We start from the raw sequence: 23,364 nt of genomic DNA on the forward strand, positions 1-23,364 counted from the left end.
TCCACCCCTGCGATAAGCAATCGCCGTGCCAGCTGCGAAGCATCGGTAAATGCTGGTGTTTTTCGCGCGCCCCGCGCGGGCGGGACGGCAATTTCTGCCCCATCCGGCACAACCTGCCGAGCCTGCGCGGCCCGTGCTTGCGCCCTCGATTTGCGGGGAGACGGCGCGGCGTGGTAGCGAAGCTGATCCACCCCACACGCACCTGGAAGCCCTGATGTCCTCCTTCGCGCTCCGTCCGCTCGCCATTGCGCCCTCGATCCTCGCCTCGGATTTTTCCAAGCTCGGCGAAGAGGTCCGCGCGGTCGATACCGCCGGCTGCGATTGGATCCATCTCGACGTGATGGACGGCCATTTCGTGCCGAACATTTCCTACGGCCCGGACGTGATCAAGGCGATGCGGCCGCACACCAAGAAGGTGTTCGACGCCCATCTGATGATCGCGCCGTGCGATCCGTATCTGGAGGCCTTCGCCAAGGCCGGCTGCGACATCATCACCGTGCACGCCGAAGCCGGCCCGCATCTGCACCGCTCGCTGCAGGCAATCCGCGCGCTCGGCAAGAAGGCCGGCGTCTCGCTCAATCCCGGCACGCACCCGAGCGCGATCGAATACGTGCTCGACGACATCGACCTGGTGCTGGTGATGTCGGTGAACCCCGGCTTCGGCGGCCAGGCGTTCATCCCGAGCGCGGTTCAGAAGATCAAGCAGATCCGCGCCATGGTGGCCGGCCGCCCGATCGACATCGAAGTCGACGGCGGCGTCTCCGACAAGGTCGCCGGCGAACTCGCCGCAGCGGGTGCGAACGCATTCGTGGCCGGCAGCGCGGTGTTCAAGGGCGGCACGGTGGAGGCGTACAAGGCCAACATCGCCGGGATCAGGAACGCGGCGGCGGCGGCGAGAGGCGAAGTGGTTTAGGTTCACTCAAGGTGTACAGAGAGGGTAATCGGCTGACAGTGCCGCGGTGAGCGGGCGGCGTCAGGCGGCTACTTTGGTGGCTTGTTTTCCGGCTTTCTTTCCCTCCTTCCTTTGCTGTGACGTGGGCAGCCCTTCGACGAAGGCGGTGGCCGGTGTGCGGCCGTTCATGCCGCGGCCCTGGTGCGGCCGGCGCTGATTGTAGCCGACCAGGTAGTCGTCGAGAACGGTCTGCATCTCGTCGATGGTTTCGAACCAGGTGCGGCGACCCTCGACCCGGAAGTGCTCGTCGAGCAGGGTGCGGTGCAGCCGCTCGACGATGCCGTTGGACTGCGGCCGCTTCACCCGTGTGGTGCGGTGGTCGATGTCCTCGAGCTGCAGGAACAGCTCGTAGGGATGCTGGTCGGGCCGGCCGCAGAACTCCCGGCCGTTGTCGGACAGCACGGTCTCGATTTTGGCGTCGTGCGCCTCGAAGGTCGGCAGCACGTCGTTGTTCATCAAATGCACGGCGGTGACCGGCAGCTTGCTGGAGTAGAGCCGGGCGAAGGCGTAGCGGCTATGGCAGTCGATCGCGGTCTGCAGATAGACCTTGCCGACACCCTTGAGCGTGCCGACGAAGAAAGTGTCGACGGCGACGAGGCTGCCGGTGTGCGGGGCCTCGATGTGGCGCTCCCGGAACTCGGGCGAGAACCGTTCGAGCAGCCTTGTCTGTTCGTCCGAGAGCTCGATGGTGCGCTCGGCGGTGGTCTTCTCCAGCCGCAGCAGCCGCTCGTGCTTGGTCAGCAGGCCATGGCGCTGCCACACCCCGCGGATGCCGCCGGCGGAGACCTGCAGGCCTTTCAGCCGCAGCTCCTGCTCGACACGCACCGCGCCGTGGCACGGGTGCACCAGGGCGTGGTCGAGCACGGCTGCCTCGATCTCGGCCGAGACGCGGTTGGGATGCGGCCCCCTGGCGCCGGGCAGCCGGTCGATCAGGCCTTCGGCGCCGAAGGTCTGGAAGTTGCGGCGGATCTCGTAGAACTGCTGCCGGGAATAACCCATCACCTTGCAGGCGCGGCTGACGTTCTGAAGATCCGTGGCCAGCTCCAGCAACGAGAGCTTGCGCCGTGCTATCTTGTCCTTGGAGGTCATGATCGTTTGTCCTTGAGGTTCGATTGGTCGTTTGGCGACACCATCAAACCCGCTCGGACGCGGCGTGACCACCGGAACCGGGCGCTCGGACTCTTGCGGTCCGCGCCCGGTTCTTTCGGGGCCAAACTGTCAGGTGATTACGATCTCAGGACACTCAAGGCAATTGATGTATTAGTTATTAATATGGCCAACACGTTCACTCTTGCGAGAGTATCAGCCCGCACTGGAATCGCTGATGCCATCTACGTTCATGGACTCTGCGGGCACCTCGAAACCACTTGGACCTCCACACAATCAAGAGATCCCCTAGGAGGGTTCTGGCCGAAGTGGATTTGCGAAGATGTCCCCACGCTGAATGTCTACACTCTCGGATATCCGACTGACATTCTTGAAAGCTGGGCTAAAAAGGAAATGTCGTTGTATGAGCGCTCCAAGTCAATTCTCCACTACCTAGCCTCTTACAACTTTGGCGAGAGACAAATCGCATTCGTTACCCACAGCCTAGGGGGCCTTCTTATAAAACAAGTCATTAGAACTGGACTTGAGTCTTCCAATCCCGCCTGGAAAAAAATTGCGGAAAGCATCCGGCTAGTCATTTTCTTGGCAACGCCTCATTCCGGCTCCGGCACCGCTTCAGCGCTGAGCTATTTTCTGCCGCGACTCAGCTCCAAGTATATCAAACTACTCCGATCGGGCAGCGATGAACTAGACCAGCTTCGAACGAACTATCAGCGAACGGCCAATAGCCTTGGGATAGTAACCGCCTCTTATTATGAAACGCACAGAACGAAAAACTTTGGGATCATTGTCGACAGACTCTCTGCGGACCCCGGCACAGCAGACTCCGAAACCATTCCAGTGGATGCAGATCACATCGGCATCTGCAAGCCATTAGACCGCAATCAACCAGTTTACCTAGGAATCAGCAAACTACTAAGAGAGTTCACAATCGCGGAACACGCCTCCACGAATGAAATAGCCGCACCATCAAAAGTCAGAGCGGAACGGCTCTATTTCAGTATCTTTGATCAACCAACGACCAACGATTTCTATTTTGTTCTTCCATTTGATGGAGCAACAGCTTTTTCCATACCCTTAGTTTTCTGCATCCACAGCTCGTCACCAAAAAGCATTAAGAACGTCTTCATGACTCTTGAGATGCTGAATTTCTTCTACCAGGCTCAAGTGGGACGCACTTTCGACCGACTTGCCGAGGCGCGCGAGATTCGGATGGTAACGGACCGTGGGGACAAGGAAGGAATTGCAAGGGTCAGTTACAAGATACCCAGCCTTCCACCGCACACCCAATTCACGATTAGAGATTATATATTCGCAAAACGCTCGACAGTATATTCAGGAACACACCCTGTCACATTCAAGGACGGCGTCTCCGCGAGACTTGAGACCGCTATGACATTTTCGATACCTGTAACTATTACTCTTGATGGCGAGGACATCGTGCCTTTTTCCACAACTCTCAAGTTCCATTTTCGAGAAGGCGATATCACAGATTTTCGAAACGTTAAGCGACGCGAAAATGAACTGCTGGGGCAAACGAAAGAGAAGACTCCTAGAGTTGCTACATTTATCGGCTTCAATGATTTTATCGAACATACTGGCGAAGTCGGATCGAGAATTAGGGAGGCGGACATCGATTCGGTGGTGATGAAAATCGCGCGGATAACCCCAAGGGGCATCGAAGAGATAAATTGATCCTATCGGTTGCCGGACGGGTACCCGAAGGCTCCCGGACATGTGCTTGCGAGGCACAGCGGGCAGGACAACGCATCTTTCCGACTTCGCCGGCGCAGTGCCGGCTTCGTTGAACCATCGTTCCGAACCGGTTGCCCGGCCCGCCGATCTGTCCCGCTTGTACGACGCCTCGCGAAGCGCCCCTCACGAACAGGATGGTGCGGACTATAATCACAATAAGAATGTTGCCAAGACAATCGATTCCGTTCGTCATTCCGGGGCGCGCGGAGCGCGAGCCCGGAATCCATAACCACCGCACTCGGTGAGAGGCACGGCGGTTGCGGCGCTCTGCGTCACTGCGAGTCCAGGGACTATGGATTCCAGGTTCGCTCGCTGCGCGAGCGCCCCGGAATGACGAACGAAAAGTGGGAGGGCGCCCGTTCGACTCGCCTCCCCGCCCCGCGTCTGCTAAAGCGCGGCGTAATCCCCCAAAACCCACGAGTTTGCGATGATCCCGCGTTATACCCGTCCGGAAATGGCTGCCATTTGGGAGCCGCTGACCCGCTTCAAGATCTGGTTCGAGATCGAGGCCCACGCCTCCGACGCGCAGGCTGCGCTCGGGGTGATCCCGAAGGAGGCCGCCGAGGCGATCTGGAAGGGCGGCAAGGACGCCGCGTTCGACGTGGCGCGGATCGACGAGATCGAGCGCGAGGTCAAGCACGACGTCATCGCCTTCCTGACCCATCTGGCCGAGTTCGTCGGGCCGATGTCGCGGTTCGTGCACCAGGGCATGACCTCGTCGGACGTGCTCGACACCTGCTTCAACGTCCAGCTCACCCGCGCCGCCGACATCCTGCTGGCCGACCTCGACCGCGTGCTGGCGGCACTGAAGGCCCGCGCCTTCGAACACCGGATGACGCCGTCGATCGGCCGCTCACACGGCATCCACGCCGAGCCGGTGACGTTCGGCCTGAAGATGGCCTACGCCTATGCCGAATTCAGCCGCGCCCGCGACCGCCTGGTGGCGGCCCGTAAGGAAGTCGCGACCTGCGCGATCTCCGGCTCGGTCGGCACCTTCGCCCACATCGATCCGCGGGTCGAAGAGCACGTCGCCAAGGCGATGGGCCTCGCGGTCGAGCCGGTCTCGACGCAGGTCATCCCGCGCGACCGCCACGCGATGTTCTTCGCCGTGCTCGGCGTGATCGCCTCGTCGATGGAGCGGCTCGCCACCGAGATCCGCCATCTGCAGCGCACCGAAGTGCTCGAGGCCGAGGAGTATTTCTCCGAGGGCCAGAAGGGTTCCTCGTCGATGCCGCACAAGCGCAACCCGGTGCTGACCGAGAACCTCACCGGCCTCGCCCGCATGGTCCGCGCCTATGTGATGCCGGCGATGGAGAACGTGGTGCTGTGGCACGAGCGCGATATCTCGCACTCGTCGGCCGAGCGGATGCTGGCGCCCGACGCCACCGTGACGCTGGACTTCGCGCTCAACCGCCTCGCCGGCGTGATCGAGAAGCTGGTGGTGTATCCGGAGAACATGACCAAGAACCTCGACCGCCTCGGCGGCCTGGTGCATTCGCAGCGGCTGCTCACGGCACTGACCCAGAAGGGCTGCTCGCGCGAGGAGAGCTACAAGCTGGTCCAGCGCAACGCGATGCCGGTGTGGCGCGGCGAAGGCGACTTCCTGTCGCTGCTGAAGAAGGACCCGGACGTCAGGAAGTACATGACCGACGACGAGATCGAAGAGCAGTTCGACCTCGGCTATCACCACAAGCACGTCGACACCATCTTCAAGCGGGTGTTCGGCGAGAGCTGACAATCGCCACCGAAACGGCGTCGCTCAACAAAAAGCCCCCGGTTCGCGGGGGCTTTTTTCATGGCTGCGGCAAGCCTGATACGCACGAAACCGGCCACCCGCTCAAGCACGGAGCTTCGGTTCAGACTCACGACAGGTCATGCCCGGCCTTGTGCCGAGCATCAGCGTCTTCAGACCGATGCGCAAGCAAGACGTGAATGGCGGGGACAAAGCCCGACCATGACGAAGATCACCAAAGAGCTGCCGCTCAGGCCGCCTTGGCGAGGTGCTGGGCGAGGCCGGCGAACAGGCCGCGGCCGTCGGTGCAGCCCATGATGTCTTCGACGTGGTTTTCCGGGTGCGGCATCATGCCGAGCACGTTGCCGCGCTCGGAGACGATGCCGGCGATCGAGGCGGCGGCGCCGTTGATGTTGTGGCTCTCGCCGACTTCACCTTCCGGCGAGCAGTAGCGATACAGCACCCGCCCGTCGCCTTCGAGCCGCTTCACGGTGTCTTCGTCGGCTTCGTAGTTGCCTTCGCCGTGCGCCACCGGCACCTTGATCACCTGCCCGGCCTTGTAACCCTGGGTGAACGGAGTGTCGTTGCGCTCGACGCGCAGATGCACGTCGCGGCAGATGAATTTCAGCCGCGCGTTGCGCATCAGGACGCCCGGCAGCAGGCCGGACTCGCACAGGATCTGGAAACCGTTGCAGACGCCGAGCACCAGGCCGCCATCGGCGGCGAACTTGCGCACCGCGTCCATCACCGGCGCCCGCGCCGCGATCGCGCCGCAGCGCAAGTAATCGCCATAGGAGAAGCCGCCGGGAACGACGACGAGGTCGGTGCCCTTCGGCAGCTCGGTTTCGGCGTGCCACACCATGGCGGCATCGTTGCCGGAGACGAGTTTCAGCGCGCGCGCCATGTCGCGCTCGCGATTGATGCCGGGGAAGACGAGGACGGCGGATTTCATGCAATTTCCGATTTCGCGTAGAGCGGGCCTGGGACGATCTCGTCGACTGCTATTTGTCAGGTCGAGATTGCCGGTGCGTCATTCAGTTCGAGACGGCGCTCAATGTGCTCGAGCCGGCCGTCGTAGCGACCAAGGATTGCGTACACGTTCTGGACGTCCTGTTGCATGGAAATCAAATAGCCACGCATGGCGTTCATTTCGGACTTCAGTTCGTCCACCTTATGGTCGACCTTGTCCAATCGCTGCTGAACCTGCTTCAGCACCTCGAAAATCAACTCATTGCTCACTTCAGCCATGACCTGATCCTCTGAACGTCGGCTTAGCCCAGCACCTCGACGCGATAATTCTCGATCACGGTGTTGGCCAGCAGCTTGTCGGCGGCGTCCTTGAGGGCGGCTTCGGCCTTGGCCTTGTCGGCGGCGCCGTCGAGCTCGATGTCGAACACCTTGCCCTGGCGCACGCTGGCGATGCCGGCGACGCCGAGCGACTTCAGCGCGCCCTCGATCGCCTTGCCCTGCGGATCCAGGATCCCGTTCTTCAAGGTAACAGTTACCCGTGCCTTCATGGTCGCCTCGATGATCCCCTCGTCATGCCGGGCGCAAGCCTCGCCCCGCTGGTCATTCCGGGGCGCTCGCACAAGCGAGCGAACCCGGAATCTCGATCGTTCTATAACTTCTGGATTCCGGGTTCGCCGCTGCGCGGCGCCCCGGAACGACGTCGACGGGGCGCTCAGCGCGCCCGAGCGACGTCAGCCCTTCACCAGCACCGGGCCGGAGCCGATCGGACGCTCGTTTTCCATCAGGATGCCGAGGCGCTTGGCGACTTCGGTGTAGGCCTCCAGCAGGCCACCGAGATCGCGGCGGAAGCGGTCCTTGTCGAGCTTCTCGTTCGACTTGATGTCCCACAGCCGGCAGCTGTCCGGCGAGATTTCGTCGGCGACGATGATGCGCATCATCTCGCTTTCGAACAGCCGGCCGCACTCCATCTTGAAGTCGACCAGGCGGATGCCGATGCCGAGGAAGAGACCGGTGAGGAAATCATTGACGCGGATCGCCAGCGCCATGATGTCGTCGATCTCCTGCGGCGTCGCCCAGCCGAACGCGGTGATGTGCTCTTCCGAGACCATCGGGTCGTTGAGCTGGTCGTTCTTGTAGTAGAACTCGATGATCGAGCGCGGCAGTTGCGTGCCCTCCTCGATCCCGAGCCGCTGCGACAGCGAACCCGCGGCGACGTTGCGCACCACCACCTCGAGCGGCACGATCTCGACTTCGCGGATCAGCTGCTCGCGCATGTTGAGGCGGCGGATGAAATGGGTCGGCACCCCGATGTCGTTGAGGTGCTGAAACAGGTACTCGGAGATCCGGTTGTTGAGGACGCCCTTGCCCTCGATCACCTGGTGCTTCTTGGCATTGAACGCGGTGGCGTCGTCCTTGAAGTGCTGAATCAGCGTTCCGGGTTCCGGACCTTCATACAGCACCTTGGCCTTGCCTTCGTAAATGCGACGTCGCCGGCTCATGGGGATGTACCGTGTTTTGTTGAAATCCATCGGGTGGTGGGCTCCGTCTGACGAAAGCGGCCCACGGCGGAGCTGCCGAACAGGCCAGGAATAGGAAACAGAACGAGAACCCAGCCTCGCTGCAACCTAGCTGATTGGCCCCCTCGATACAATCGATCCGGCCGGGTGGCCCTGGAGTTTTACCCCTCGCTGTGCGCCATTGTGGCAGTTGTCTTAACGGGCGGCTCTGGATATCTAGGCATCGAACCCGCCCACCGCAAACCGGCCGTTCTGCCGGCTCAAGATCGGAACATCAGACATGACCACGTTCGACAAGCGCGAAGAAGGCTTCGAGAGGAAGTTCGCGCTCGACGAGGAGCAGAAGTTCAAGGCCGAGGCGCGCCGCGACAAGCTGCTGGGCCTCTGGATCGCCGAGAAGCTCGGCCTGTCCGGCGACGCTGCCGCCGCCTACGCCAAAGAGGTGGTGATCGCCGACCTCGAAGAGGCCGGCGACGACGACGTGGTGCGCAAGGTCACCAAGGACCTCACCGACAAGGGCATCACCCTGCCGGAGACCGAACTGCGCGCCAAGATGGCCGAGTTCTATGCCCAGGCCGTGCAAGAGGTGAAGGCCGGAACCTGACGGGTTCCCGCCGGCCGCCGCGGCGGCCAGCCTGATTGCTTGATCGAATTTTCAAATGCCCGGGCCTGTCCCGGGCATTTGTGTTTCCGCTGCAGGTTTTCGGGGGACCACCGTCGAGGGTGTCCCGCTCTGCAACAGTCCGCCATCCCCGCTTTAACACTCGGCACGCAGACGGAACAAAGCGGCGACGAATCGCTGCGAATCGGCCTTGCCGGCGCGGCGAGTGCTCCAGCTTGTGCGTCCGCATTCCCGCTGACACCAAGGGTGGAGGCCGCCCCCCTTGCCCAGGGTCGGTGAACGGCGCGGAAGAGTTAACATCCCGGATCGAAACGATCGGGACGCGGCAGCGCGGGGCCATCGGCGCGACGGTGCGGCGGCGGCCCCTGCCGTTGCCAGCGGGTAGCCCGCACAAGCGCAGCGAATGCAGGCCCAGGCACAAGAGGCAAAATCCGGATCTGACGCCGCTCATCCGGCTGCACCGGCCGCGATGTCCGGGACTTGCCGGCGGCACAATTCCTAGGTATATATTCTTATGATCGATTGATGCCCTGCTTTGACCGGAGCCCCAGCATGCCCTTCCCGGTTTTTCGCTCCCCCATTCGCGTGATCGACTCCCCCATCGATCGGCCGATCCTGGCGGCACTGGACGACGGACCGCCGCCGGTCCCGGGTGGCCGTCCGAAGGGCTGCAAGCGACTGCACACCAATGCCAAGGTCGCTCATGTGCGCCGGCTGATCGAGGAGACCTCGTTCACCTACAAGGAGATCGCGGCGAAGACCGGCGTCAGCGCCGGCACCGTCGGGCGCTGGAAGAGTGAGTTCAATTGGACGCGTCACCCACTGGCGCCGCGCGCCAGCGACACCGTGCCGACCGAGCGCGCCGGCCGCCGGCTGAAGCTGCGGATGCTCAGCAGCAAACTGCAGCAGCTCGCCGAACGCTACGCCGACGAGCTGTGGCGGGCGCCGTCGGTCGATCTCAACCGGCTGATCGAGGCCATGGAGGTCCTGAAAATGGCGCGGCTCACCCAGAAAGGGCGCGGCCGCCCTGGCAAACCTGGCCCGGCGCCCCGCACCGAAGAGGACTGGCTCGACCGCGAGCCCGCGATCCGCAAGGCCTTGACCGACATGCGTCACAACGGCGTCTTCACCACCTGCATCCCGGCCGAAGCCATGGCGCTGCTGGACGACGCCTACACTCCGCCGAAGCGAGAGGTGGTGCGGCGGGGACCGAGACGGAGGGAGTAGGCGGAGCAATCAGCGGCGGCTTCGCCGGTGAAAACCTGCAGTCGCCACAGCATCACCCTCCCCCTTGCGGGGAGGGTCGAGCGGCTAAAACGAGGAGTCGAGATGGAAATGAATTCCCGCGAGCCGCCGCTGCGGCTCCAGGTCAAAGGCCTAGATAGTGCCACGCTCTAGCATGGCAGTCACCATCGGAATGCCTTGATCTTTCAGCGCCTCAAAGAAACTCGCAAGAGGCATCATGTCGTTCTGAAGTGAGAAATGCATATCAACCTCCGCGTTTCTGAAAGCGCTGGTAAATGACTTAACTCTTACAGCATACACCCGCTCGAACAGCAGCTCTCGGAGCAGATTGTCGGCTCGACGGGCCGACAATACGTACCAGCTCGCCTGCTTGATGCGACTGTAAGCAAAGTTGAAGGCCGCGTGCTCCTCCGCACGAAGATTAGCCACTATAGCGTCCTCCACATCACGGATGTGGAGACCGTCCTTCGGCGAGCTTTTTAGCAGCGCCAAAAACTCCAAGGCTTCCATAGGGAGAAAATCCTTGAGAGAAGCAGCGTTCAAGTCTTGAACACCCACAATCAAGAAGATATATGGAAGATGCTGTTCTTCCTGCTTCTTTGTGGCAGCGAATATCTTATAAGTCGCTAGCGGGAAGCAATCGCCCGTCTCAAGTCCAACGAGATCGGTCGCTCGCCGGAAGTAAGACCCAAAAAACTTGATATTAAGACGGAACAATTTCCGCTGCTTACCATTGCGCAAAATGTAGTCAGTATCTGTTCTACCCTCTCGCTGATCGAGGAGTTCGACCTCATCCGTTTGCATCGCATCAGCATAAATATTCTCAAACGCAACTTCCGCGGCATGACCGAGGAGCATTGTTGAGAGGCTCATGAGAGCCGATGCTCTCGCCCTCTCACTCACCTCTGCCCCTGTTACACCGAGCACATGCTCGACTGGGTCCGAAGCGGCCAACACGGCATCAACGAAAATCTTTCTCGAGCGAACCTCTTTGACAGCGTCCTTGGGGTCGATTCCCTTCGCGACAAGGTGAGCAGCCTTCGCGACGCGGAGCCGGCCGGGCCAATCTCCGTCCGGGAAAAGCCGGTCGAGATAGTTGAGGTACGACATATCTGAACTTAGCTACCAAGCTCAGGGAAACGAATCTTAGAGGCATCCACGTAAGATGATTCGACTTCGGAGGAAATCCATTTACGCGACAAGTCCTGAGCGACCCGGCCTGTTGTATTGCTTCCTGCGAACGGGTCAATGACGACATCCCCCTCATTCGTCAGGAGCTTGATGAAGAAGTCAGGCAAGGCTGCGGGGAATCGAGCCGGATGAACCTTCAGACCGAGCCTTCGGCACTCCTTGAGGTAATCGGAGTTGCTCTCGTTGTTACCCCTAATGATCAAGTTGGAAGGAATCGACCCTCCTTGATCCTTCTGGAATTTACTGGTGATGTTGTGTCCGCTAGGACGTACTTTCGCCTTATAACCCTTCGCGATTAATCGCTTCATATCACCGCTGTATGGCACGAGGACCTGGCGATTATCTGCCTGGGGCCATTGTGACTTCGATAACCACCAGACGTATTCGACGCTATCCTTAACGCGACATCGACGAACGTTCACCCATTCCGCAGGCGCCGGAAGCTTCGCTGGATTGTACCAAAAACACTCTTGCGCCAGATGAAAACCTATCTGGTCACAAAGAGCGATTAGCAGCCGAAAATGATACAGCGACCGTGTCGGCTCGCCCTTATTATAACTACCGCCGATGTTGAGAACGAAGCTACCGTCATCCGACAGAACCCGATGGATTTGCTTCGCGAACGGAAGTAACCACTCGACATAGCGATCCTTCTCGACGTTTCCATATTCCTTTTTGAAGTGTAATCCGTAGGGCGGCGAGGTGACCACCAACTGCACGCTACGATCTGGAATTCGTTCAAGCAGCCCCAGGGAATCCATGCAATATGCCGCGCCAAAAGTCGTACGATAGGCAGGACTAACGCCCTTAACTAGCCCAGCGGGATGGACGCTTTGCCTGACTTCGACAGCTTCGATTTCACGACGCTTCAGCATGTGAACCGATTTCTTAGCAACCGCAGGCACTCCGCCTCGCATTTCGAGCTTCCATTCAGGTGTTGGGCGCCGTCCGAAAGACGAATCGCCACATTACAGCGACTGTCCTCGTCGGCGGCATGGACGGCAAGAGGCCTCACAAAATCTGTGTCCAGCACGACGTATTGCCCCGTCACGCCGCCACAACGCTGATCCGCGCCGTCGCGCGCGAGCGCGGCTTTTTGCGGATGACGATCTCGACATCCTGATCGAGCGTGGTCAGCAGCGTCATCAGCCGCTCGACCGAAAAGCCTTCCAGTTTGTAGTTGCGCAGGGCAGAGACCTTGGGCTGGTTGATCCCGAGCCTCCCGGCGGCAGCGGCTTGGCTCAGGCGAGCGCGGTCGATCACCGCGTTCAGAGCGTAGGCGAGCCTGAGCTTGGTCTGCCTCTCCTCCGCGTCGGCCATGCCCAGGTCAGCAAACACATTGCCGCTGCCGCGGGTGATCTCAGCTGCCATGCCTTTGCTAGCGGTCGTTCTCGCCATCACGGGCCTCGTCGTCCTGTCGGGCGAGCTTCAGCCGCCGCGCAATGAGTTCGATATCGCCGCGCGCGGTTCGGATCCCGCGCGGCGATATTTTCTGGAATGCGTGCAGCACGTGGACAGCGTGCCGGAAGCGCACCGTATAGACCGCCCGGTAGGTGTCGCAGTCGAATCGTCGACCATTTCGAACACGCCCGGCCCCTCGCCCTTCCAGGGCTTGGCGCGCGGATGCTCGCCGCGGAACTGCGCCAGCCCCAGCACATTGCCGATTTCGCGCTGCACCGGCAACGAAAGGCACACAGGCCCTCGTTCGATGAGCCCATCCAATGGAGCGGCTTTTCTCCGCTTACAAGTCGCGGCTGCATGACAATATCCCAATTTTGGGATGCGAACAACGGGAGTAAATGTTCTTTGTTTGTTCTTATCATGAAAAAGCCGAGGCCGGCAAGGGTTGAGACATCTGCTGGGGTTATTACTTCCCCCCAAACAGCCCGTTCAGCTCCGCGCCCTTGGTCGCCCCGCCGAATGCCGTGAACGTGCCCTGCTCGGCGATCTCGCGCGCGGCGCCGAGGAAGCCGGCCCAGGCGCAGCGCGCCAGCGAGCCGCCGACGCTGATGCGGCGGACGCCGAGGTCGGCGAGCAGCGGCACCGTCATGCTCGGCTGCGCGATCAACACGTTGAGCGGCTTCGGCGCCACCGCCTTCACCAGCGTGGTGATCTCGGCCTCGGTGGTGACGCCCGGCGCGTACAGGCAATCGGCGCCGGCCTCGGCGAACGCCACCAGCCGCGCGGCTGTCTTGGCGAGATCGCGCTCGCCCTTGAAGAAGCCTTCGCAGCGCGCCACCAGCACGACGTCCTCACCCGACGCGTCGATCGCCGCCCGCGCCGCCTTGATCCGCTCGGCGGCGAGCGCATCGTCGTAGAACGGCTGCGCCGGATCGGAGGTCGTATTCTCGATCGACAGCCCGGCGATGCCGGTGGCGATCGCGCGCGTCACATTGGCGGCGACGCCGTCGGGGCTGTCGGCAAAGCCGTTCTCGAAATCGGCATTGATCGGCAGATCCACCGCCGCGCACAGCGTCGTCAGATGCGCCAGCACGTCGTCGCAGCTCACCTGATTGTCCGCCCGCCCCGCCGACCACGCAAAGCCCGCACTGGTCGAGGCCAGCGCCTGAAACCCGAGCGACGCGAGCGCCCGCGCCGAGCCGACATCCCACGGATTCGGCAGCACGAAGCAGCCGGCCTCGTGCAGCTTGCGAAACGTGGCACGCTTGGCGGCGGTCGTGATCATTGGCGATCTCCCTGTGATGTTGGCTGTTGTTGGCGGGACGCTAGCACGGGGCCGACCGCGGCGTCGAAGCCGCCGACGACAGCCGAAGTGTCCCACCCTGCGACAGCCGCCACCACGCGCCTTAACGTTCCGAACGCAGCTGGAACAAAGCGGTGACGAATCACAGCGAATCGAGCTGGGCGGCAAGCAGCCGTCTGCATCTCGCCCCAGGTCGCCCATGCGAACACAAGCGCTGGGCGAGCCTGTTCACTCGCTCAGACGCGAAAGCGGGCCGAACGTTAACGGATCGCTCGCGGACGCCGGCCGTCTGGAGCGATCAAGGCTGCGCCTTCAAGCTGACCGTCGACTGAATTGTCCCGCTGACGTTGTAGCCGGTCGGCTGCTGGAGCTGCGGCGGTCGGCCCTCGATCTGCCGGACGTTGCTGTTGACGGAGTCCAGCTTGCAATCCTTGGCGATCGTACTGCGCAGCAGCTCGCATTCCCGCGCCGCCAGTTGAAATACGATCTTACGTGCCTGATCGAGCTTTTGCGGCAGCTCGTCCTCAGCACCGCTCCCGGACATGAAGAAGGAGAGCGTGGTCTGCACGCGAACCGGCGTGCCCTGCCCATCAGCGACAGCAGGCGCCGTCTGTGCGGCGACGGGACCGGCCAGCAACACAGAAGCGGCCGCGGCAAGATAGGAATACTTCAATGGTAACATTGACACATCCCCTGCGATCAGAAACGGCACGAACGTATCAGCGATGGATTGAGGCGGGATGAAGTACTCCGATGAATAACGCAAATGCCGAAGACGGATGGATTCATCGCACGTAAATTGGCCCTTGAGTTAGGACGCTAGCGCCTCGACGTTCGATCCTTTCGGAGATTTGACGAAAGCGACTTTCTGAAGTTCGTGTAAGGCGGATGATAGTAACGTCAGCCGCCATCGCTCAAACGGAGCGATGCGCTTCGCTACCGTGCACTATGGGCGTGGCGGCCGGAGTGATCATCGGCAGCCTCCCTGTCGTGTCGGCTGTTGTTTGACAGGACGCTAGCACGGCGCCCCTCGCAGCGTCGAAGCCACCGATGACAGCCGAGGTGTCCCACCCTGCGACAGCTGTCACCGCCCGCCTTAACGTTCCGAACGCAGCCGGAACAAAGCGGTGACGAATCACAGCGAATCGGGCCGCGCGGGAAGCCGCGAACTGCATGTCGCGAGGATGCGAGCGCCGACACACCAGGGATGGACCATGCGTAGACGCTGCACGATCATTCCGGGGTCAAGAACGTTAACGTGGGAGGGCCGGGACAGCGCGCCGGCGCTCAAGCGGAGTGAACGCACGGTGGACCAAACTGTCGATCATTCGCGAGCCGGTAGCCAAGCCTCTGCTCGATCCACCAGCCCCCTTTTCAACGGTTTTCTTTTGGATTTTCAGGACTTTAAATGCTATAAAGGGCAAGGAGAAAGTCCGATGTCCGGCCAACGAAATGCCACTGCAGACTTGATCGCCGACCTGGCTCGGCAGTACCGGGTTCAGCTCACCGCGACCGAATCCGATGTCCTCGCGCACCACATCAGCCGACTGGCGGGCGATGACGTTATCCTGGACGATATCGAGCAGACGTTGATGTCGCTGCAGCGCGCGGGACATTTGAGCCGGCGCGATCTGGTCCGCCTGCAGGCGCGCTACCTGCGCGAATCCAGGCCGTGACGTTCGATCCCTTCGGCGATTTTGACACGCAAGGCTATTTGCGCAATTTCGAGAAGGAGAAAGACCTCGGGATCGTGCGCCGGCTGGAGCATACGTCGTTCACAACTGGACTGCCCGAAGCGTTCGCGCACCTCGCTCAAGTTGATCTCATTCAATACGATCACGTTCTGGACACCCATCGCATTCTATTCGACGCGATCTATCCCTGGGCCGGAGAGGATCGCATGCAGACGGCTCCTTTGCTCGCCGTCAGCAAGGCTGGGGTCTTGTTTGCGCATCCTGCGGACATCCGCTCTGCGGTCGACTATGCGCTTGAGCATGGTCAGGACCGGGACTTCATGGCGGCCAGAGCGGGCGAGGTCATGGGCTATCTGGCCTACGGCCACCCGTTCCTCGACGGCAATGGTCGCACCATCATGGTCATTCACTCGGTGCTGTCGCAACGGGCCGGTTTCAGCATCAACTGGGCGAAAACCGACAAGACCGAGTATCTTCGTGCCTTGACCAAAGAACTCGAGACCCCAGGCAAGGGCATTCTCGACGGCTACCTGCAAGCGTTCATCGGAAAGCCGATCGCGTACGAACGCCTCGGAGATATCGTCCTCCAGACGCCGGGACTCGCCAGCAACGTGGAGGACACAAATGTCGTTGCGGGTAGTGCTTCCGAACCAGAGCTGCAGGCCCAGTACGAACAACAGAGAACGATGCGGACCAGCGGTTGAAACTCCGCTATGGCCGTAGAGGCGGTTATCAGTTTGAAGCTGGCGCCTATGCCACTCGCGCGCGGTTCATGAGGCGACGCTGAGGACCTCCAACTCCTGCGCCCCCTTCCCCACAACGTCGCCGACGCTCTTGCCCATCAGCAGCCGTGCTACCGGCGCAACGAACGAGATCGTGCCGGCGTTGGGGTCGGCTTCGTCTTCGCCGACGATGCGGTAGGTCTGGACGCGGCCGTCGGCGCGTCGGAAGGTGACGGTGGAGCCGAAGGCAATCTCATCGGTCGAGGACGGATCTGGCATCACTTGCGCGCTGCGCACACGTGCCGCGTAGTAGCGCGCGTCACGCAACGGGATCGCTTCGGCGCGGCGGCGTTCGTTGACGTCCTCGATCGCACCAGCGGCTTCGAGCGCGGCCTTCGCCTCCGCAAGCAGCCCCTCGAGCGCGGCCAGCCCGGCGGCGGTGACGAGGTTCGGATGCGGCGAGATCGGACGATCCGGCAGCACGGTCTCCGAGGCGGTCTCGGCACTGTCTTCCTTGGTGAAAGCGACGCTCAAGTTGGACTCCATTGACGGTCGCCGGACGGCGACCTGACGCAGTGACACAGCAGTCCTCGATCAAGAGGCGCGGACCAGTTCGGCAAACTCCCACCAGTGGATCTTGTTCGACATCCAATTCCAATCCGCCATCGGCGAGGTCGATGGCAGCACGTAGATCGACGTCGTTCCGATGCTCTCCTCATAACGCCCCAGGCCGACCCTGCGACCGACAAACCGCTTCGCAGCTTCCAGACTGGTGAAGGCGAGAAAGTCGGGGCGGTGCTCTTCGATCTTACGTCTGAGGACCACGCGATGTTCCGGCCGCGGCCGAACCTCATGATCGCTGCCGGCGACATCCTTGCACAGGTCCGTCAGGCCGATGCCAAATCTCGTCACCTCGCGAAACTCGTGGGGCGCCAGCTTTCGTGTCGTGAGGCCCGTTTCGCTGAGGACGCTCCAGAACTTGTTCCGGCCGTGCGCATAATAGCTTTGCGCCTTCTCCGACGCGCGGCCGGCGGCGGTGCCGCAGAACACAACTCTGAGGCCGCGCTGCAGAACATCAGGCAAGATCACTTTGGGCAGGCTCACCTGACCTTGCTGGCGCGCCTCCACTCAGTTCGCCCGCGTCCAGGTGGCGGACTTGCAGATCAGGCCGCCCATCGCGCAGCCCTGGGTGGTCAGCGTGCCGCCGGAGAGATTCATCTTGCCGATGTAGGTCTTGCCGTCCTCCGGATTGAAGGCACTGCCGGCCCAAGCGTCCGGGCCGGTCGGCTTCATGTCAAAGAAGATCTTCTGGCCGAGCTTGGCGGGCGTCTCGACGCCCGGCTTGAGCCACACCAGCGTGCCGCACACCGCGCCGCCGCAGGGCGCGAACTTGACCTTGGAGGCGCCGGTCTCGCGCAGCCAGGTGCCGGCGACGTCGTCGGCGCGAACGGCGGTGCCGCTCATGGCGGCGCCTAGCACGGCCAGCACCGCAGCGCCGAACGCGCGGCGACCGATCAAGAGCTGTCGCATTTTCCCTCCCCCCAACTTGAACGCGGCGCATCGCCGCCTGCAAGCCAGCCAATCGCGGGATGTGGCGCAAGTCAATCCGGGCGGATCGCCCCGCTAGCCGCGCGAGGGAGATCGGACGATGCGGTTTCGTCCCAGGTTCTTCGCCTCGTAAAGCAACGCATCCGCCGTCTCGAACAGACTGTGCGCCGTCTTGTCGGGCACGCACGTCGCGGTAACGACGCCGAGGCTCGCGGTGACGACTCGCGCGATCGGCGACGCTTCGTGCGGGATTGCCAGGTCGAGGATCGCCTCGCGAAGGGCCGTCGCGACCGCCAGCGCGCCGGCCTCATCGGTGTCCGGCAGGATGCAGACGAACTCCTCGCCGCCCCAGCGCGCCGCCAGATCGGCGGCCCTGAACATCCGCCTGTCGATCACTTCCGCGATGCGCTGCAGGCATCGATCGCCCTCCAGATGCCCGTAGCGGTCGTTGAAGGCCTTGAAGTGGTCGATGTCGAGCAGGATCAGCGACAGGGGGGCGCCGGAACGCATGTGCGTGGCGTAGCTGGTCGAGAGCACACCGTCGAAACGCCGGCGGTTTGCGATCGCCGTCAACTCGTCGGTGAGATTGGCCTGCACCAGTTTGCGGTGCATCTCCGCAAGCTGTTCGGCGGCTCGCTTGCGTTCGGTGATGTCGCGAACGATCGAGCAGTTCATCTTGCGGCCCAGACACTCGACGAAATTGACCGTCACCTCGACCGCAACGTCGACGCCGTCCTTGGTGCGGTTGACGGTTTCGAGCGTGAACGAGCCGCGGGACTCGACCTCGCGCCAATGGTCGCGCCAGATGTCGGCGTCGAACAGCGGATCGAGATCCAGCACCGTCATCGACAGGAACTCGGCCTGCGAGTAGCCGAGCAGCTTGGTCGCGGCCGCATTGACGAACATCACCCGCCCATGCTCGTCGAGCCAGATGATCATGTCGGCGATCCGGTCGATCGCATATTTGGCGAGCAGCGCGTTTTCGTTGAGGCACTCGCACAAGGTCACCTGGCACAGCGGCTCGGACGGGTGCGGCTGCCCGGGTCCGTCGTGTCCACGATCTGGCATATCTCGTATCAAGGTCGGAGCCCTTGTCGCAGTTGCGCGGGCGCCCCTCGCAGGGGCTCTCCATCGCGGCAAACGCATTGCTCGGACAAATACGTTACCAATGCGTCGCCGGTTCGGAGACCGGGCGCATCGTCCGCGGCATACTTAACCCGAGGTAAGCCCTTTAACCCGAGGTGAGCCCTACGCCGCCAGCACCGCTTCCAGCCGCGCCAGCACGGCGGCGATGTCGCTGGTGACGTCGGTCGCCGCGACCAGCGCGACGCGATAGTCGCGCGCTTCCAGCCACGCCTTGCGCATCGCCCGGTCGCGGACGATCGCGTCGCTCTCATCCGGATTGACCAGCTCGATCGCGACGCGGCGGGTGAAGGAGACGAAATCCGGGATGTGGCGGCCGACCGGGGTCTGGCGCTTGAAGTTGCCGGCGAAGCGGCGGTCCTTGCGCAGATGTTCCCACAGCAGCCGCTCGGCGTCGGTCGGGTTGCGGCGGAGCATGCGGGCGAGCCCGCGCAGCGAGCCGCCTTCGGCGTCGGGGCCGCCGGCGGCTGCGCGCTCCGCCAGCAGCGCGCGCAGGCGCGTGGCCTGATCGCCGTCGAGTACACCGCCCTTGGCCGGGCCCTTGCGGCCGTCGGCGATCGCCATCACCACGCCGTGCAGCGTGTGCATGTCCTGCTTGCTCGGCTCCATCCGGGTGAAGATGTTGCGCAGGTTCACCAGCATGGTGTCGCGCTTTTCCGGCGGGCGGAGGAATTCGACGCGGTCGAGCTCGGTCACCAGATTGGAGAAGAACGCGTCGATCTGATGCTGCGAGGCGCGCGGGCTGCGCTCCGGCATCTCGTAAGGCAGCGCGTTCTGGGTGGCGTGCTTGAACCATTCGTAGCCCATCAGCAGCACCGCCTGTGCCAGGTTCAGCGAGGCGAACGCCGGATTGACCGGGAAGGTGACGATGCGGTTGGCGAGCGCGACCTCGTCGTTCTCCAGCCCATGGCGCTCGCGGCCGAACATGATGCCGGTGGTCCCGCCGGAGGCGGTCTCGGCGACGATCTCCTGCGCGGCAGCTTCCGGCCCGCGCACCGGCTTGGCCTGGTCGTGGGCGCGCGCGGTGGTGGCGAACAGCAGCGTACAGTCCTTCACCGCCTCGGCGACGCTATCGAACAGTTCGACCGCATTCAGGATGTGGTCGGCGCCGGCGGCCGAGCGCTGGGCGGCGATGTTCGGCCAGCCGTCGCGCGGCTTCACCAGCCGCAGCCGGGTCAGCCCGAAATTGCCCATCGCGCGGGCGCACATCCCGATGTTCTCGCCCAGTTGGGGCTCGACCAGAATCACCACCGGGCCATCGAGCGCGGCCGGGGGCTTGGATCGGTCGGTGCCGGAGCCGGACATGGGCATCGTCTTTCAAAAACGGGCGCCCTCGGAGTGATCCGAGGCGGCGCGGGAGGATCGGGGGAAGCCGCGGCACGCGGGCCGGACAGCGGCGGCCGCCGCGCCTTTCCGTTGCCAAGGCGGCAGGAATTTCTCAAGCAAATAGTGGTTTTGCCGGCGCGTTTTAGGCGGTGTGAAGTGCGCTTGACACAGCGCGCCCCCACCGCGCTTCCGGCCGCGGCGGTGCGCGCGGCCGCGCGCTTGCCGAGCCATGCGCGAGCGCGCTGCGAATCCGTCCAAATTGCTTCCGCAATCGCCTTTCGGCCCGTCCGGCGCGGTGCTATAGCGAGCGCGGCTTTAGTCCAATTCCCGCCCCTTTAAGCGCAGAATCACAAGAAGGCCCGATCCCGCATGGCGAAAATCAAGGTGAAGAACCCCGTCGTGGAACTCGACGGTGACGAGATGACCCGTATCATCTGGCAGATGATCAAGGACAAGCTCATCACCCCGTTCCTTGATGTCGAGTTGATGTATTTCGACCTGGGGATGGAGCACCGCGACGCGACCGACGACCAGGTCACCATCGATGCGGCGAACGCGATCAAGCAGGTCGGCGTCGGCGTGAAGTGCGCCACCATCACCCCGGACGAAGCGCGGGTGAAGGAGTTCGGCCTCAAGAGCATGTGGAAGTCGCCGAACGGCACCATCCGCAACATCCTCGGCGGCGTAATCTTCCGCGAACCGATTATCTGCAACAACGTCCCGCGACTGGTGCCGGGCTGGACCAAGCCGATCGTGATCGGCCGTCACGCCTACGGCGATCAGTATCGCGCGACCGATATCAAGTTCCCCGGCCCGGGCACGCTGACGATGAAGTTCGTCGGCGAAGACGGCTCGGTGATCGAACGTGAAGTCTTCAAGGCGCCCGGCGCCGGCGTGGCGATGTCGATGTACAACCTCGACGAGTCGATCAAGGACTTCGCCCGCGCGTCGCTGAACTACGGCCTGATCCGCAACTATCCGGTCTATCTGTCGACCAAGAACACCATCATGAAGGTGTACGACGGTCGCTTCAAAGACATCTTCCAGGAGATCTTCGAGAACGAGTTCAAGGCCGAGTACGACGCCAAGGGCCTGACCTACGAGCACCGCCTGATCGACGACATGGTCGCATCGGCGCTGAAGTGGTCGGGTGGCTACGTCTGGGCCTGTAAGAACTACGACGGCGACGTGCAGTCCGACACCGTGGCGCAGGGCTACGGCTCGCTCGGCCTGATGACCTCGGTGCTGATGACGCCGGACGGCAAGACGGTGGAAGCCGAAGCCGCGCACGGCACCGTCACCCGCCACTATCGCGAACACCAGAAGGGCAAGGCGACCTCGACCAACTCGATCGCCTCGATCTTCGCCTGGACCCGCGGCCTGGCGCATCGCGCCAAGCTCGACAGCAACGAAGAGCTGGCCCGCTTCGCCGACACGCTGGAGAAGGTCTGCGTCGAAACCGTCGAAGCCGGCGCGATGACCAAGGACCTCGCACTCCTGGTCGGCGCCGATCAGCGCTGGCTGTCGACCGAGGGCTTCCTCGACAAGGTCGCACAGAACCTGCACAAGGCGATGGACACCAAGGCCGCCTGATCAGCGCGCCGCGACTGAACGAACGAAAGGCGCGGGATCGCTTCCCGCGCCTTTTTCTTTGCTGCCACGACCGGTCTATGGTTCGGCGCAACGATCCTCCGCAAACTCACCGAAAGCCACGGCAACGCTCATGACCTCACTGCTGACCTTCTGCGCCGCTGCGCTGATGGAGATCACCGGGTGCTTCGCGTTCTGGGCGTGGCTGCGGCTCGACAAGTCGCCGCTGTGGCTGATCCCCGGCATGCTCGCGCTGGCGCTGTTCGCTTACCTGCTGACGCTGGCCGACAGCCCGCTCGCCGGTCGCGCCTATGCGGCCTATGGCGGCATCTACATCGCCAGCGCGCTGCTGTGGGGTTGGGCGATCGAAGGCAACCGCCCCGACCAGTGGGACGTCATCGGCGCCGCGATCTGCCTGGTCGGCATGAGCGTGATCCTGTTCGGACCGCGCACACTGCCGGCGTGAGCGGATCGGGCTGCTGAACCAGAACGGGCGGACGGCAGACCATTTGTGCTGAATCGTCTCGGTCACTTTTGAGATGTTCTCGACTCGCCCCCGTGGCGTCCCGGTGCCGTCGCCGGGCTTCGGTGTCATAGTGTTGCACATTGTCACCAGCGGCGTTCAACGGCGGAAGCATGACTTTGGAGCACAGGTGGACGGGCGCGATCTCGCGGCTCGATCTGGCCGGCGGCGTTCTGCAACAGCCGGATGGCGATTGGGTCGACGAGCAGCTGCATCACGGCACCAAGGTGGTCGTTATCCTGCGCGGCGCGATGCGGGCGCAGATCGACGGCTGCGGCAGCGAGTTCAGCATTGCCGGCCCCACGGTGTGCGTGATCCGCGCGCCGGCCGACGCCTCCGGTCGCCAGATGATAACGGCCGACGAGCCGTTGCATTACGTGATGGTCAAGGCTGCCTTTGAGCCGGGCAGCGAGGCCGACCGCGAACGCGATCCGTTGGCGCCGCTGTTCTGCACCGATCGGCCGAGCCTGCAACACATCGAGGCGCCGCGCGCGCTGCAAGCGCTGTGCACGCAGCTCGAGGTGTGCCCGTTTGTCGGCGCGGCGCGGGATCTGTTCCTGTCCGCCAAGGCGATCGAGATCCTCGCTTTGGCATGCGACGCGGTCGAGACCAACATCGCGACCGAGACGCTGCGGCCCTCGCTCGGCGATGTCGAGCGCTTGAAGAAAGCCCGCGCGATCCTTCTGGAGCGGCTCGGAGCTCCGCCGAATTTGCCGGCCCTGGCGGCAGCGGTGGGAATGAACACCCGCAAGCTGACGGACGGTTTCCAAGCGGCGTTCGGAACCACCGTGAACGACTTCCTGCAGGACGCACGTTTGAATGAAGCGTATCGGCTGCTGTCGAGCGGCGCCACCAACGTCTCGGAGGCCGCACATCGCGTCGGCTACACGCCCGCTTACTTCTCGGCGGTGTTCCGAAAGCGCTTCGGGATTTCTCCGCGCGATCTGCTGTAATTCCACTCTGCGGCCGCCTCACCCCGCCGCCGACGTAGAACGTTTGTAATCGTAAGAATTCGTCCGGAAAT

The 23,364-nt window shown here is 62.7% G+C and carries 26 protein-coding genes; 10 read left to right on the forward strand and 16 right to left on the reverse strand.

Translation table 11 applies throughout. The features are described 5' to 3' along the window. Nucleotides 1–214: 214 nt before the first annotated feature. Nucleotides 215–913 (forward strand): ribulose-phosphate 3-epimerase, encoded by a 699-nt coding sequence (rpe, locus tag HZF03_RS19300; protein ID WP_119019823.1) that lies wholly within the window; start codon nucleotides 215–217, stop codon nucleotides 911–913. A gap of 60 nt (nucleotides 914–973) precedes the next feature. On the opposite strand, the gene HZF03_RS19305 is transcribed toward rpe, so the two are convergent. Further along, nucleotides 974–2,041 carry an IS481 family transposase gene (locus HZF03_RS19305; protein WP_179906168.1) on the reverse strand — a complete coding sequence of 356 codons (1,068 nt, stop codon included), beginning with the start codon at nucleotides 2,039–2,041 and terminating at the stop codon, nucleotides 974–976. Between the two features lie 183 nt (nucleotides 2,042–2,224). Here HZF03_RS19305 and HZF03_RS19310 point away from each other — a divergent pair, with 183 nt between their 5' ends. Both HZF03_RS19310 and purB read left to right on the forward strand, forming a co-directional pair. After that, nucleotides 2,225–3,754: an esterase/lipase family protein gene (locus HZF03_RS19310; RefSeq protein WP_119018991.1), complete on the forward strand. Its 1,530-nt coding sequence runs from the start codon at nucleotides 2,225–2,227 to the stop codon at nucleotides 3,752–3,754. Nucleotides 3,755–4,241: 487 nt separating this feature from the next. After that, nucleotides 4,242–5,549: an adenylosuccinate lyase gene (gene purB, locus HZF03_RS19315; RefSeq protein ID WP_011159355.1), complete on the forward strand. Its 1,308-nt coding sequence runs from the start codon at nucleotides 4,242–4,244 to the stop codon at nucleotides 5,547–5,549. A gap of 247 nt (nucleotides 5,550–5,796) precedes the next feature. Here purB and purQ read toward each other — a convergent pair whose 3' ends face one another. From purQ to purC, 4 genes are all read right to left on the reverse strand, one after another. Continuing rightward, nucleotides 5,797–6,498, reverse strand: coding sequence for a phosphoribosylformylglycinamidine synthase subunit PurQ (gene purQ / locus HZF03_RS19320; protein WP_011159356.1), 702 nt, complete (start codon nucleotides 6,496–6,498; stop codon nucleotides 5,797–5,799). A gap of 56 nt (nucleotides 6,499–6,554) precedes the next feature. Further along, nucleotides 6,555–6,794 (reverse strand): hypothetical protein, encoded by a 240-nt coding sequence (locus tag HZF03_RS19325; protein WP_011159357.1) that lies wholly within the window; start codon nucleotides 6,792–6,794, stop codon nucleotides 6,555–6,557. A gap of 23 nt (nucleotides 6,795–6,817) precedes the next feature. Beyond that, nucleotides 6,818–7,063 carry a phosphoribosylformylglycinamidine synthase subunit PurS gene (purS, locus tag HZF03_RS19330; protein ID WP_011159358.1) on the reverse strand — a complete coding sequence of 82 codons (246 nt, stop codon included), beginning with the start codon at nucleotides 7,061–7,063 and terminating at the stop codon, nucleotides 6,818–6,820. A gap of 183 nt (nucleotides 7,064–7,246) precedes the next feature. Beyond that, nucleotides 7,247–8,014, reverse strand: coding sequence for a phosphoribosylaminoimidazolesuccinocarboxamide synthase (gene purC / locus HZF03_RS19335; RefSeq protein WP_011159359.1), 768 nt, complete (start codon nucleotides 8,012–8,014; stop codon nucleotides 7,247–7,249). A gap of 298 nt (nucleotides 8,015–8,312) precedes the next feature. Between purC and HZF03_RS19340 the strand changes: the two genes are divergently transcribed. Together HZF03_RS19340 and HZF03_RS19345 are read left to right on the forward strand one after the other, a co-directional pair. Next, on the forward strand, nucleotides 8,313–8,636 hold the full coding sequence (locus HZF03_RS19340) for a DUF1476 domain-containing protein (RefSeq protein ID WP_011159360.1): 324 nt from the start codon (nucleotides 8,313–8,315) through the stop codon (nucleotides 8,634–8,636). 570 nt (nucleotides 8,637–9,206) lie between these two features. Then, on the forward strand, nucleotides 9,207–9,881 hold the full coding sequence (locus HZF03_RS19345) for a hypothetical protein (protein ID WP_119018992.1): 675 nt from the start codon (nucleotides 9,207–9,209) through the stop codon (nucleotides 9,879–9,881). 150 nt (nucleotides 9,882–10,031) lie between these two features. Here HZF03_RS19345 and HZF03_RS19350 read toward each other — a convergent pair whose 3' ends face one another. The 6 genes from HZF03_RS19350 to HZF03_RS19375 all read right to left on the reverse strand — a co-directional run bounded on the left by HZF03_RS19350 (nucleotide 10,032) and on the right by HZF03_RS19375 (nucleotide 14,476). After that, the gene (locus HZF03_RS19350) at nucleotides 10,032–11,009 is read right to left on the reverse strand and encodes a hypothetical protein (protein ID WP_119018993.1); all 978 of its coding nucleotides are present in this window, start codon (nucleotides 11,007–11,009) and stop codon (nucleotides 10,032–10,034) included. A gap of 8 nt (nucleotides 11,010–11,017) precedes the next feature. Beyond that, nucleotides 11,018–11,965: a DNA-methyltransferase gene (locus HZF03_RS19355; protein WP_119018994.1), complete on the reverse strand. Its 948-nt coding sequence runs from the start codon at nucleotides 11,963–11,965 to the stop codon at nucleotides 11,018–11,020. A gap of 172 nt (nucleotides 11,966–12,137) precedes the next feature. Then, nucleotides 12,138–12,488 carry a helix-turn-helix domain-containing protein gene (locus HZF03_RS19360; RefSeq protein ID WP_119018995.1) on the reverse strand — a complete coding sequence of 117 codons (351 nt, stop codon included), beginning with the start codon at nucleotides 12,486–12,488 and terminating at the stop codon, nucleotides 12,138–12,140. After that, nucleotides 12,469–12,783 (reverse strand): type II toxin-antitoxin system RelE/ParE family toxin, encoded by a 315-nt coding sequence (locus tag HZF03_RS24595; protein ID WP_338111529.1) that lies wholly within the window; start codon nucleotides 12,781–12,783, stop codon nucleotides 12,469–12,471. Before HZF03_RS24595 ends, HZF03_RS19360 begins: the two co-directional genes overlap by 20 nt. Nucleotides 12,784–12,957: 174 nt before the next feature. Beyond that, nucleotides 12,958–13,776, reverse strand: a complete 819-nt coding sequence (locus tag HZF03_RS19370) for an isocitrate lyase/PEP mutase family protein (RefSeq protein ID WP_119018996.1) — start codon at nucleotides 13,774–13,776, stop codon at nucleotides 12,958–12,960. A gap of 316 nt (nucleotides 13,777–14,092) precedes the next feature. Next, the gene (locus HZF03_RS19375; protein ID WP_119018997.1) at nucleotides 14,093–14,476 is read right to left on the reverse strand and encodes a hypothetical protein; all 384 of its coding nucleotides are present in this window, start codon (nucleotides 14,474–14,476) and stop codon (nucleotides 14,093–14,095) included. A gap of 754 nt (nucleotides 14,477–15,230) precedes the next feature. On the opposite strand from HZF03_RS19375, the gene HZF03_RS19380 reads away from it, so the two are divergent. After that, nucleotides 15,231–15,470: a hypothetical protein gene (locus HZF03_RS19380; RefSeq protein ID WP_119018998.1), complete on the forward strand. Its 240-nt coding sequence runs from the start codon at nucleotides 15,231–15,233 to the stop codon at nucleotides 15,468–15,470. Continuing rightward, complete coding sequence (locus HZF03_RS19385; protein ID WP_119018999.1) at nucleotides 15,467–16,192, forward strand: Fic/DOC family protein; 726 nt, start codon at nucleotides 15,467–15,469, stop codon at nucleotides 16,190–16,192. The genes HZF03_RS19380 and HZF03_RS19385 overlap by 4 nt, the downstream gene beginning before the upstream one ends. Before the next feature lie 66 nt (nucleotides 16,193–16,258). Here the strand turns inward: HZF03_RS19385 and greA are convergent, their stop codons facing one another. From greA to HZF03_RS19410, 5 genes are all read right to left on the reverse strand, one after another. Then, nucleotides 16,259–16,744, reverse strand: a complete 486-nt coding sequence (gene greA, locus HZF03_RS19390; protein ID WP_119019031.1) for a transcription elongation factor GreA — start codon at nucleotides 16,742–16,744, stop codon at nucleotides 16,259–16,261. A gap of 60 nt (nucleotides 16,745–16,804) precedes the next feature. Further along, the gene (locus tag HZF03_RS19395) at nucleotides 16,805–17,338 is read right to left on the reverse strand and encodes a mismatch-specific DNA-glycosylase (protein WP_119019000.1); all 534 of its coding nucleotides are present in this window, start codon (nucleotides 17,336–17,338) and stop codon (nucleotides 16,805–16,807) included. After that, nucleotides 17,339–17,740 carry a DUF2147 domain-containing protein gene (locus HZF03_RS19400; protein ID WP_119019001.1) on the reverse strand — a complete coding sequence of 134 codons (402 nt, stop codon included), beginning with the start codon at nucleotides 17,738–17,740 and terminating at the stop codon, nucleotides 17,339–17,341. It lies immediately after the preceding gene. A gap of 93 nt (nucleotides 17,741–17,833) precedes the next feature. Then, nucleotides 17,834–18,826, reverse strand: coding sequence for a GGDEF domain-containing protein (locus HZF03_RS19405; RefSeq protein WP_234832274.1), 993 nt, complete (start codon nucleotides 18,824–18,826; stop codon nucleotides 17,834–17,836). A 180-nt stretch (nucleotides 18,827–19,006) separates the two neighbouring features. Further along, a complete protein-coding gene (locus tag HZF03_RS19410; protein WP_119019003.1) occupies nucleotides 19,007–20,206 on the reverse strand; it encodes a TrmJ/YjtD family RNA methyltransferase in 1,200 nt (399 codons plus the stop codon). 390 nt (nucleotides 20,207–20,596) lie between these two features. On the opposite strand from HZF03_RS19410, the gene HZF03_RS19415 reads away from it, so the two are divergent. The 3 genes from HZF03_RS19415 (at nucleotide 20,597) to HZF03_RS19425 (ending at nucleotide 23,293) form a co-directional block, all read left to right on the forward strand. After that, on the forward strand, nucleotides 20,597–21,820 hold the full coding sequence (locus tag HZF03_RS19415; protein ID WP_012497211.1) for an NADP-dependent isocitrate dehydrogenase: 1,224 nt from the start codon (nucleotides 20,597–20,599) through the stop codon (nucleotides 21,818–21,820). 130 nt (nucleotides 21,821–21,950) lie between these two features. Further along, nucleotides 21,951–22,283 carry a YnfA family protein gene (locus tag HZF03_RS19420; RefSeq protein ID WP_119019004.1) on the forward strand — a complete coding sequence of 111 codons (333 nt, stop codon included), beginning with the start codon at nucleotides 21,951–21,953 and terminating at the stop codon, nucleotides 22,281–22,283. A 170-nt stretch (nucleotides 22,284–22,453) separates the two neighbouring features. Further along, nucleotides 22,454–23,293 carry a helix-turn-helix transcriptional regulator gene (locus HZF03_RS19425; protein WP_119019005.1) on the forward strand — a complete coding sequence of 280 codons (840 nt, stop codon included), beginning with the start codon at nucleotides 22,454–22,456 and terminating at the stop codon, nucleotides 23,291–23,293. Nucleotides 23,294–23,364: the final 71 nt, after the last annotated feature.

Origin of the sequence: Rhodopseudomonas palustris (genome assembly GCF_013415845.1) — a bacterium.
Lineage (GTDB): Bacteria > Pseudomonadota > Alphaproteobacteria > Rhizobiales > Xanthobacteraceae > Rhodopseudomonas > Rhodopseudomonas palustris_F.